Origin of the sequence: Priestia flexa, from assembly GCF_021441905.1 — a bacterium.
GTDB lineage: Bacteria > Bacillota > Bacilli > Bacillales > Bacillaceae_H > Priestia > Priestia flexa.
On sequence record NZ_CP090431.1, the window covers coordinates 3,283,640 to 3,295,235 of the forward strand.

Below are 11,596 nucleotides of genomic sequence, written 5' to 3' on the forward strand. Positions count from 1 at the left end.
AAATTGGCACATTGGATAGTCACAAAAAAAAGCGTTCAATGAGATGAACGCTTACTAGCACATTTAAGGACGGTTGATATTGCTTTCGACTTCATCTAACGCTTCTTGGGCTTCCGTTAGTTTTTGCTGAAAGTCTTCATTACTTTGAGACTCTACTTCATCAGCGAGTACCTCAAGGCTTGTTGGGGGTAAATTATCTTCATGCTGATCAGCTTTTCTGAAGTTTTTCACTTTATCTACGACTTGTGATGATTGCTCTGAAATAGTTTGGGACAAGTCCGCTGTTTTTACTTTAGCAGTTTGAGCGAATTCTTGTCCTTTTTCAACAGCATTATTTTTTACTTGCTCTGTTTTTAAACGAACATAAGCCGCTTGTTCATTTAAATCCGCTCTTAGTTCTTTACCTGCTTTCGGAGCTAACAATAAAGCAGTCGCTGCTCCTACTACTCCTCCAATAATCGTTCCTAATAAAAAGTCTTTATTTGTTGATTGATTATTTGCCATTGCTTTCTCCTCCAGTATACTTTTAAGAATAAGATCTTGAGCGCTTTTGTGATGGTTTAGCTAACTGAGTAGCAGTCGAATCAACAGTAGATTGTTGAACAGGCTTTCTTCTTGCTTTCAGTCGTTCCCATACATCCATTGCTACATTGCTCCATTGAACAACTTGCGCAACGGTCTCTTTATTTTCTTCCACCTTTTGCGAGACGCTAGTAGAGACGTTCTTTAAAGATTTGTTTAAATCATGAATTGAGTCTCCAACACCTTTTACCGAGTCAACTACGGTATTTAAAGCTTCTGATTTCCGTTGGATATCTTCTGCTAATAAATTAGTTTTATGTAAGAGTGCGGTTGTTTCCGTTGTAATACCTGTCATTTGTTTTTCCAGACCGTCGAGCGTTCCTGCCACAGAAGTAAGCGTTTGTTGTACAGAACGAAGCGTCTTTGATACTGAAACAACAAGATAGAAAATCGCAATAGCGACTACTGCAGCGCTTAAATATAAAATAAGAATCATATTTAATCCCCTCCTCGTTCATATTGTTGATATAAATACATTCCCAATTTTAAGACAGTTTAAACATCCGATTAGAAATTGGAATTGTTTATCCTTATCATACACTATCTTCCTCATTTTCTTAAACTTTTATTATTTATTGCCTTATCTTTTGGAAAGTATAACTAAAATACCCTTTATTCATCAACAAAAAATAAATAATCGGTTACAATAAGGAAGTGGCATTTGTCGCTTATTTTAAAGGAGGGATACATATGAAAGATCCTAGAATTCAAACTTTAGCCCATAATTTAATTAATTACTCCGTTCGTCTTCAAAAAGGCGAAAAGGTTTTAATTGAAAACTTTGGCTTGCAGCGTGAACTTGTAACTGCACTGGTAGCAGAGGCATATGCTGCAGGTGGGTACCCATTTGTTTCATTAAAAGATCATACGGTAGACCGCGCTCTCCTTCAAGGTGCACAAGAAGAACAATATAGCATGATGGCTAACTTTGAAGCAAACGTGATGAAGGAAATGGACGCTTATATTGGATTACGTTCAGGTTCCAATATCTTTGAACAATCTGATGTGCCAGGAGATAAAATGCGTATTCATGGAAATACAATCGGTAAAAAGGTTCACCGTGATATTCGTGTACCAAAAACGAAATGGGTCGTCTTACGCTACCCAAATGATGCAATGGCTCAGCTAGCTAAAATGAGCACAGAAGCATTTGAAGACTTTTACTTTGATGTATGTAACTTAGATTACAGCAAAATGAGTAAAGCAATGGATTCACTTGTTGACCTAATGAATCGTACGGACAAGGTTCATTTAACAGGAAAAGGGACTGATTTAACCTTCTCTATTAAAGATATTCCTGCCGTAAAATGTGCTGGTGAAATGAACATTCCAGATGGAGAAGTCTACACAGCTCCCGTCCGTGATTCAGTAAACGGAACAATTGCTTATAATACACCTTCACCATATCAAGGATTTACGTTTGAAAACGTAACGCTGACGTTTGAAAATGGAAAAATTGTTGAAGCAACAGCAAACGATACAGAGCGTATCAATGAGATTTTTAATACAGATGAGGGTGCTCGCTTTGTAGGAGAGTTTGCTATTGGTGTAAACCCATATATCCAACATCCAATGCAAGATATTTTATTTGATGAGAAAATTGATGGAAGCTTCCACTTTACACCGGGTGAATGTTATGAAGATGCGTACAACGGAAATAAGTCAAACATTCACTGGGATATGGTTATGATACAACGCCCTGAATACGGCGGTGGAGAAATTTACTTTGATGATGTGTTAATTCGTAAGGACGGTCTTTTTGTATTAGAAGAATTAAAAGGATTAAATCCAGAGAATTTAAAATAATCAAGTATTTAAGCAATCAAAAAAGCTCAGATTAGCTAATCTGAGCTTTGTTATTATGAAACTGTTTTTTGATATAGTTCTTCAAACTTTTGAATATCTCCAGCTCCCATAAATACAAGAACTGCTTCATTGTGACCTTTTAATGTTTCAATCGTTTGTTCATCAATAAGCTCTGCTCCATTAATTTTGCTACGCAAATCTTCAATTGAAAGCTTGCCTTGCTGTTCACGAGCTGAGCCAAAGATATCGCATAAATATACCTTATCTGCATGCTGTAAACTTGTAGCAAAATCCTCTAAAAACGTTTGTGTTCTTGTGAATGTATGAGGTTGGAATACAGCAACTACTTCTCGATTTGGATACTTCTGACGAGCTGCTGAAATTGTTGCGTTAATCTCAGTTGGATGGTGCGCGTAATCGTCAATTAATACTTGCTTTCCAACACTTTTTTCACTAAAGCGTCGCTTTACACCTTGGTATGTCTTAAATCGCTCTTGTAACACAGCTACCGGGATATCTTCATAATGACATAGTGCAATTACTGATAGAGCATTCAAAATATTATGGTCTCCGTATCCGGGAATTTCAAATGATGCAAAGAACGTATTGCGTACAAACACATCAAATGCTGTTCCAGCTGTACTTTTCACGATATTGCGAGCTTGAAAATCGTTTTCTTCACCTAATCCATAATATAAAACTGGTACTTTTGCTTGGATTTGCTGAAGATGCTCGTCATCGCCACAGGCAATAATACCTTTTTTCACCTGTAAGCCCATTTCTTGAAACGCACTGAATACATCTTCAATGTTCGCAAAATAATCTGGGTGATCAAAATCAATATTCGTCATGATTGCATAATCTGGCGTATATGATAAAAAGTGACGGCGGTATTCACAAGCTTCAAATGCAAAGTATTTGCTATCTTTTACACCTTTTCCTGTACCATCTCCAATTAAATATGAAGTTGGTTCAGCGCCTTGAATAACATGGGCTAGCATACCAGTAGTCGATGTTTTACCATGAGCACCTGTAACAGCGATACTTGTAAACTGATTCATATAATCACCTAAAAAACGGTGATAACGTACAACAGGTAGATCGCGCTCCATCGCTTCTGCAATTTCCTCATGCGTATCAGGAAACGCATTTCCAGCAATTACAATCATACCTTCTTTAATGTTTTCTTTATTAAAAGGTAGAACAGGAATCCCCTGCTCTTCTAATGCTTTCTGTGTAAAGATTTCTTTTTCAATATCCGAACCTTGAACTTGAAAGCCCGTATCATTTAAGATTTGTGCCAACGCACTCATCCCTGTTCCTTTAATACCTACAAAATGGTAAACTGTCATATAAAGAACCTCCAACATTCGTCTATCTGTAAGACAGTATATGACGGTTATCAATAATTGCTCTTACAAACATGTCATTCTTCGCATTTGTTTGTGTAGAATGACAACAGCTGCATATTATATCACTTCTGCAAATTTCTCAACAGGCTTTGAGAGCCTTGACTTTTGGCTATTTTTGAAAGACTCGGACCTCAGTCAAATAGGCAACCGCATATCTTTTTAAAAATTGTCTCCAAGTGAGTTTTTCATTTTGATTCAGTGATTGATGTAGCTTCTCCATACTAGCTTCTGCTTGTATAAAGTAAGAGCCTACTAATACGTCATAACCGAGTGACTTTATTTTCCGAACCCATAATACTTTTTCAACATCTGTGTTCTTAAACCTTCCTTTTACATCTTTGATGATAACCTGCTTGTTTGTCAATGGACTATATCCTTTTACGTAAAAAGACTCACATACTTTTGATACAATAATCGGCTCTAATACACTTGTTAAAAACAAAGCACTTTGAATTAAAAATGTTTCATTTCGTGTAGCTGCTTTTTCACTTATAAACTGCTGCAACAATGTTCGGCCTTGAATTGTAACATAATCAAATGCAAACCAATGTTGAAATAAATACTCTTTGTCGCTTAGCTGCATTTGTTCCTGCGAAAGTCCTGTACGCTCACAAAAAAGGTGAGACGCTCTCACTTTTTCTCGAATATTTGTATACCGCATCACAAACAAAACATATTCATCATAAAAGGATTGAATAGCATCATCCGTTTGGGATTGTTTTTCTTTCCGAATTTCAATTAAATCGATAATGTCTTGATGGTTATTCGCCATTGCCTCTCACACTCATTATCGAGGAGCCGTATCATATCGCTTGTGAGCTGACGTCCTCATTACTAGTTATGCTTTCCAAATCAAACTGGAAAAAACAATGAAATGTTACCCCTACATATACTAAATCATTTTTTGTAATCTGACAAACCTTTATCTCTGTTCTCACACTTCCAAAATAACCTAATCTTGTTACATACATAAAGACCTGGCTTAAGCTACTTTGCTAAAATAGCCGTAGCAAGCCAGGTCTCTACTTTAATAGCTGGCCGTTTTATTTTCAAGTTCATGCAGTTCATCTTCTGTAATCAGCACGTCTCTTGGCTTACTTCCTTTTGCCTCTGAGATAATTCCTTGCTGCTCCATCATATCAATTAATCTTGCAGCGCGGTTATAACCAATACGGAAGCGGCGTTGCAGGCTTGATGCTGAAGCACCGTCCTGGTTTAAAGCAAACTCACACGCCTCATAGAATAATTCATCATCTTCCTGTGTTGAAAACGTCTGCTGTTTTTTTAACAGCTCCTGCTGATCGAATAAATAGGTTGGCTTCATTTGCGATTTTACATGATCTACGACACGATCAATCTCTTCATCTGATACAAAATTACCTTGAACTCGAACCGTTTTAGACGAACCGTTTTCTAGTAATAACATGTCTCCTTTACCAAGTAGCTTCTCCGCTCCACCTGTATCAATGATGGTGCGAGAATCCACTTGAGAAGAGACTGAAAAGGCTACGCGAGTTGGGACATTCGCTTTAATAAGACCCGTGATAACGTCAACAGAAGGTCTTTGCGTTGCTAGAAGCAAATGAATACCGCATGCTCTTGCTTTTTGAGCTATACGACAAATCGCTTCTTCTACTTCACCAGGCGATACCATCATTAAGTCTGCCAGCTCATCAATAATAATGACGAGATATGGAAGCTTACCGCTTTTTTCGCTATGCTCTTCTACTTTTTCATTATAGCGTGTAATATCACGCACACCTGTATGCGCAAACAGCTCATAGCGACGCTCCATTTCTTCTACAGCCCATTTTAAAGCTGATGTTGCAGCTTTAGCATCCGTAATAACAGGGCTTACTAAGTGTGGAATGCCGTTATAAGGAGCTAACTCAACCATCTTTGGGTCGATAAGCATCAGCTTTACCTCGTGAGGGGCTGCTTTATAGAGCAAGCTTACAATAATTGTGTTAATGCATACGCTTTTTCCTGAGCCTGTGGCCCCTGCAATTAGTCCGTGGGGCATTTTATTCAAGTCTGTTACGACAGGAGCACCTGAAATATCTAAGCCCAGTGCAACTGTTAACGGTGATTTATTTTGCGTAAACGCTGGGTCAGTTACTATTTCGCTAAGTAAAACCGGCTTACTTTGTTGATTGGGCACTTCAATACCAATTGTATTTTTACCTGGTATTGGCGCCTCAATCCGAATATCTCTTGCTGCTAAACTCAGTTTGATATCATCTGTTAAATTTGTTATTTTATTTACCTTAACGCCTGGCTCTGGCTGAACTTCAAATCGTGTAACGGTTGGACCTTTCGTCACATTTACTACTTTAGCACGAACGTTGAAATTATTTAGCGTCATATCAAGCAGGTCACTTTGCTCTTGTACCCAATCATGATCTTCTTCCATTTCAATTAAGGGTGCATTTAATATTGACATAGAAGGAAATTGATACGACAACTCTGCTTGAGAATCCATTGGCGGCATTTCTTCTTTAAGTAGCGCAGGAATTGGTTCTTCATCATGTACTTCTTGCTTTTCCTCCATTTTCAAACGCTCTATAGATGACGATTTAGTGGCTTTTTCACGATCCTTTTTTAACATCATGACATTAAAAGGAACTAACCTGCGCCCTCCATTTGATGAACTTGTACTTGACGATACGGTCTTTTGGTTAGTTGCTTCTGACTCATCTGCGAATGCTTGCGGCTCTTCTTCAATTGAAGGGTGATACCCTTTTGTCTCCTCAAATTCGCCACCATTAGTCTCTTCCCGCTCTTCCTGTTTTGGAACACTTTCCACTATTGATTCCGGCTTCTCTACTACTTCAGACTCTACAACATCCACATGGTCTTCAAAGTGAGTTGATGGTTCCTCTACTTCTTCCACTGATAAGTCTTCAATATGTAAGGAAGGGACTGGTTGAGGTTCGACATAAGCATCTTTTACCTGTTCACTAAACGATTCTACCTTTTCTATTTCCTTGCTTTCCTCCTGCTGTTCTTTGCGCACCAAAGGCTCTACATATGTTCTTTCGTTACGTATTTCCTTTCGAAGAGACTCATAAGTAGGCGTCGGCTTTATGCCAGCTGGGCTCGAAAGCTCAAATTCCACCACTTCTGAATTTTGTTGAGAAAGATGATGGTTAGCTGGACGCTTATTAAACCCATATACGGGTGACGGGATTTCAGTCGGACGAAACGGCTTTTTCACTTGCGAAGTCGGCTTAGAAGCGACCGGTGCCTTTTTTTCTTGTACTGGCTTCACATATTCTGGACGTTGAAAAGAAGTTGGTTCTTCTTTAGTCAACTGATGACTTTTCAGTATAGGCTCTCGTTCATTTTTCAATTTCTCAGCAGGCCTTTCTCTTCGACGAACCTCACGCCTTGGTGAATCATCTGAACGATTAAATTGATTGTCATCTATAAGCGGAAAGCGAAATTGACCTTTTGGATAGTGATAAGCTACTTTTGCCTCTAATTCTTGATGGGTTGTCCCTTTTTCTTGTCTCGGTAAGCGGGCTGGCGTTTTCTTCTTTGGAGTAGCTGCTTTTTCATTGACCGTGTCTTGAACTGGCCTTTGCTTCATTTCTGTTTCTTTCTTAGGTTCATCTAATGGAATCTCTGTTTCTCGACCTTTTTCATCTACTATAATTTCTTTTACTTCATAACCTAATAGATAATCCATCATTTTTCGCATAAAACCCATTTTTATCACTCTTTCTTCCTTAACAGTCGTATTTCTATTTATAAAAAACTGTATGCTTCTTGTAAAATTTTCAATTTTTATACACTCTCATTCATTTTACCATGTATCCAATAGGGTTCCTATAAAATCTATTAACTAGATACCCGATATATTGTGAAATATGCAAAAAAGCCACTAGAACTACTAGTGGCTTTTAATTTTATCAAATTTATAAAACCATTGACAATTGCTTTTCACAAACTGTAATCCTTTGAAACATAGGTGTAAAGCAACATCCGACTTTGGCATCATATAGAGTTAGGCTGAGAACTCTTCTCCTACTTTTGCGCTTTCTTCCAACACTAAAATACCTTTTTCTTGAGGAGCATTTGGTAAAGCCAATTCTTTTGCAGAACAGATCATACCAGAAGAAGGTACGCCACGAAGTTCTGCATCTTTAATAACAAGACCACTTGGCATAACAGCGCCTACTTTTGCCACTACAACTTTTTGTCCTGCCTCAACATTTGGAGCGCCACACACAATTTGTAACGTCTCTGTCCCAACATCTACTTTACAAATATTCAATTTATCAGCATTTGGATGCTTCTCTTTTTCTTGAACGTAGCCCACAACAAATTTTGGAGACAAGTCTACTTCAATCGATTCAGAAAATCCGCTTTCCTGAATAACTCGGTTTACTTCCGCTACTAGCTCTTCTGTTAACTTAATAGGTCCATGCCCTGAAAAAGATAAAACAGTAGATGCTTCAAAAATATTATAGCCAGCAGTAATATTTGATTTTTCATCAAAGATTCGCGTTACATTCTTTTTTGTTTCAAACGTTCGGTTTGAAAGTTCAATGTCTCGAAGAGATACGATTAACGTATCACCGATACCTTCTTTGTTGTAAAAAATATTCATTCCTTAACTCCGTCCTTTACTACGATTTTTTCCTAAAATGAAAATCGGTTCTAAACGCCCGTTTTCATACAAGAAAGAGAGTGCTGTAATGGGTACTCTTCCACTAGCAAAAAAGCTCATATTCATCTGTGCTAATATATCATAGCCTGTTTCATTTTGAACATCTGCTAAAATTAAAACATCCTGATGAGGCACAGCAATTGTGAGCGTTCCTTTTACTTTATCTTGAAACTCTTGTAAGAAAGATTCATTTAAAATCCGGCTCGCATCGTACCCGTCATTGGCATTAACAAAATAAAAATCATTGCCTGCAACTGTATCTTTTTTATATGTAATTGGCAATGAACGAAGATTAAACTTTGCCATTTCCCTTATAGATGTTACATCAAGCTTTTCTTTTTGCAGAAGCTTTTCATCTATTAATCGATACGTATTACCTAAATCTAAGGCATAATAAACTCTTGTTTCTGCCGTATGATCATCATATACGAGCGGAACATCTTCGTTTGTTTTCGTTGGAAAAGAGGTAGACCGAACAACTGGAAGAACCTTCTTTTCTTTTGAGTCTAATTGTTGTTCATCATTCATTACGCGCACAGCTTCTCTTATATAATATATCATTTCGTCTACTGCTGCGTCCTTTTTTTCTTCCCATTTCGCAATGAGCCCTGGTAGTGAAACCGTTAATCCTTTTTTTGTTTCAGAATGCTCAATTCTTAGCGTATCGTTTTTTTGATCAAATTGAAAACGTAGATTTTCATCTTTCAAACGATCTTGAACTAACTTTTTCATTTTAACACTTGTCATCTTCACTGAAAAACCCCTCCTTTTCACCAAAAGAAGCTTAAAATAAGGCCTCTTGTTAAAACAACAGGCCTAGCGATAGCTTATCCTTTTAAACTTTCAATAAATTGTTCAATTTCTTCCTGCGTTTTACGATCTTTGCTTACAAAACGTCCGCTTTCTTCACCGTTGTTATATCCTACAAAGCTTGGAATACCAAAAATATTCAGTTCAATGCACAAATCAATAAACTGATCTCGATCGACATAATGAAACGTATACTCACTATACTTTTGCTCTATTTCAGGTAGAATCGGTTCAATTACACGACAGTCTGGGCACCAGTCTGCTGAAAACATCATGATGTGCTTTCCTTCTTTAATAACCTCATTATATTGTTCAATACTTTCCATTTTCTTCATTTTTATTTCCTCCTTTATGTTTTATGTCTCGTTTCTATTCAAAAAGACATTGGGTTTATGCTTCATTTAATTTTACATTCACTCATATGAAACCATAGTCAAACAGATGGTGCAAGTATCTTACTTTCAAGTATGTAGAACGTTTTACTATTATAAGACGTTAGTATATCCTATTTAGCGGTTTTGATGAAATAGATATTGACCATACAGCATACGAACAACCTGCTCAAACATAGACGTTCTGGTAAGGATTTCTGATGTGAAGATACCGATTGCTCCTTCATTTGAACGTACATCTTCTTTTTTTGTAAAGCGTTCCATAGCTTCTGCTAACTCAATTTTTTCTTCTTTTAACACCCTTGCAATTTCCTCAGGCAATAAAATTCTTGCACCACCCGCAATGATTGGCTTTTCAAGAGACCGACTACTTAAAGCTCCCCAGTTGCACAAAAATAAGCCGTAATCCGTTTCTGTTACGCCCCCTTCTAATCCAATCCCTAAGTCTATCTCATCTTTACATACTTTCTCTGAACGATTAATAGCTCCTTGAATGGTTTCTTCATCTGAAAACGGTTGGCTAGATACACCTGAAGGCACATCAAATGAATAGTATGTCATCTCTTGTCCAAATACATTTTTAACAGCATTTACTTTAGTTGGATTTTTCGTTCCGATTGCAATGTTCATTCCGTTGCTCCTTTGCATGTTTTTTAATTAACACAAAAAACAATCGCTTTTTACAAGCGACTGTTTTAAGACTACACCTGCTCTTTAAGAGTAGCTACTGTTGTTTCGTCTGTTGCCCGCACGAGCTTCACCAATAGTTCTTTTGCAGCAGCATAATCGTCTACGTGAATCATGGAAGCATGTGTGTGAATATATCTTGAGCAAATACCAATTACAGCTGATGGAACACCGCTGTTAGACGTGTGAACGCGCCCGGCATCTGTGCCACCTGGTGACACAAAATACTGATATGGAATACGGTTGGTCTCAGCTGTATCTAGAATAAACTCTCGAATACCTCGATGCGTTACCATCGTACGATCAAAAATGCGAAGCAGTACACCTTTTCCAAGCTGACCAAATGCATTTTTATCTCCTGACATATCATTCGCTGGGCTGGCATCTAGCGCATAAAAGACATCCGGCTTAATCATATTTGCAGCAGATTGAGCACCTCGTAAACCTACTTCTTCTTGCACAGTTGCTCCAGCATATAGAATGTTTGGAATCTTATCATCCTTTACCTCTTTCAATAACTCAACTGCTAATCCACAACCGTATCGATTATCCCACGCTTTTGCTAAGATTTTTTTCTCGTTAGCCATTGGTGTAAATGGACAAATGGGTACAATCTGATCTCCAGGACGAATCCCCATATCAGCAACTTCTTGCTTGGAATCGGCTCCAACGTCAATCATCATGTTTTTAATAGCCATCGGCTTATTACGCTGCGCATCCTCTAACAGATGTGGAGGAATCGATGCAATAACGCCTGTAATCTTCCTCGTTCTTGTAATAACCTCGACGCGCTGAGCTAATAATACTTGACTCCACCATCCGCCTAATGTTTGGAAACGAAGCATTCCTTTATCGGTCACACCTGTCACCATAAATCCAACTTCGTCCATATGCCCAGCTACCATTACTTTTGGACCTGAAGCATTGCTTTTTTTCACTCCAAAAATACTTCCAAGTCCATCTTGAATAATTTCATCAGTTAAAGGCTCCATTTGTGATTTCATAAAAGACCTTACCGCATGCTCATGCCCTGCAGCACCCGGAAGTTCTGTTAATGTTTTAAATAATGATAAAGTTTCTGAATTCATCTTTCGTCTCCTTTATGTATGTCATTACTTTTCATTGTAGCGAAAAGTCAAAATACTTTCCATTTTTCTTCCTTAACCAAGAGGATTGCTTAACAATCAAAGTATGTTTTTGTATAATGGACTATAGTAAGAACTTTTGTTTTT

Annotated in this window: 11 protein-coding genes; 1 reads left to right on the forward strand and 10 read right to left on the reverse strand. The window is 37.7% G+C overall.

The genetic code is table 11. The annotated features are described in order from the left end of the window. Window positions 1-63: 63 nt before the first annotated feature. Entirely contained in the window at window positions 64-504 is a 441-nt protein-coding gene (locus tag LZP85_RS16855; protein WP_061785747.1) for a YtxH domain-containing protein, read from the reverse strand. 22 nt (window positions 505-526) lie between these two features. Next, window positions 527-1,018 (reverse strand): DUF948 domain-containing protein, encoded by a 492-nt coding sequence (locus tag LZP85_RS16860; protein ID WP_076513453.1) that lies wholly within the window; start codon window positions 1,016-1,018, stop codon window positions 527-529. Window positions 1,019-1,272: 254 nt separating this feature from the next. On the opposite strand from LZP85_RS16860, the gene LZP85_RS16865 reads away from it, so the two are divergent. Beyond that, window positions 1,273-2,388: an aminopeptidase gene (locus LZP85_RS16865; RefSeq protein WP_119543263.1), complete on the forward strand. Its 1,116-nt coding sequence runs from the start codon at window positions 1,273-1,275 to the stop codon at window positions 2,386-2,388. Between the two features lie 53 nt (window positions 2,389-2,441). On the opposite strand, the gene murC is transcribed toward LZP85_RS16865, so the two are convergent. The 8 genes from murC to LZP85_RS16905 all read right to left on the reverse strand — a co-directional run bounded on the left by murC (window position 2,442) and on the right by LZP85_RS16905 (window position 11,452). After that, window positions 2,442-3,740 carry a UDP-N-acetylmuramate--L-alanine ligase gene (gene murC / locus LZP85_RS16870; protein WP_119543264.1) on the reverse strand — a complete coding sequence of 433 codons (1,299 nt, stop codon included), beginning with the start codon at window positions 3,738-3,740 and terminating at the stop codon, window positions 2,442-2,444. Between the two features lie 169 nt (window positions 3,741-3,909). Beyond that, the gene (locus LZP85_RS16875) at window positions 3,910-4,572 is read right to left on the reverse strand and encodes a nicotinate phosphoribosyltransferase (protein WP_234561810.1); all 663 of its coding nucleotides are present in this window, start codon (window positions 4,570-4,572) and stop codon (window positions 3,910-3,912) included. Between the two features lie 255 nt (window positions 4,573-4,827). Further along, window positions 4,828-7,512 (reverse strand): DNA translocase FtsK, encoded by a 2,685-nt coding sequence (locus tag LZP85_RS16880; RefSeq protein WP_226639686.1) that lies wholly within the window; start codon window positions 7,510-7,512, stop codon window positions 4,828-4,830. Between the two features lie 297 nt (window positions 7,513-7,809). Beyond that, on the reverse strand, window positions 7,810-8,415 hold the full coding sequence (gene ytpR / locus LZP85_RS16885) for a YtpR family tRNA-binding protein (RefSeq protein ID WP_025909488.1): 606 nt from the start codon (window positions 8,413-8,415) through the stop codon (window positions 7,810-7,812). Window positions 8,416-8,418: 3 nt separating this feature from the next. After that, window positions 8,419-9,222, reverse strand: coding sequence for a DUF1444 domain-containing protein (locus LZP85_RS16890; protein WP_206782200.1), 804 nt, complete (start codon window positions 9,220-9,222; stop codon window positions 8,419-8,421). 80 nt (window positions 9,223-9,302) lie between these two features. Beyond that, a complete protein-coding gene (locus tag LZP85_RS16895) occupies window positions 9,303-9,620 on the reverse strand; it encodes a thioredoxin family protein (RefSeq protein ID WP_119543266.1) in 318 nt (105 codons plus the stop codon). Window positions 9,621-9,794: 174 nt separating this feature from the next. Beyond that, window positions 9,795-10,307 (reverse strand): DUF84 family protein, encoded by a 513-nt coding sequence (locus LZP85_RS16900; protein ID WP_234561812.1) that lies wholly within the window; start codon window positions 10,305-10,307, stop codon window positions 9,795-9,797. Between the two features lie 71 nt (window positions 10,308-10,378). Further along, entirely contained in the window at window positions 10,379-11,452 is a 1,074-nt protein-coding gene (locus tag LZP85_RS16905; protein ID WP_119543267.1) for a M42 family metallopeptidase, read from the reverse strand. Between the last annotated feature and the right edge of the window lie 144 nt (window positions 11,453-11,596).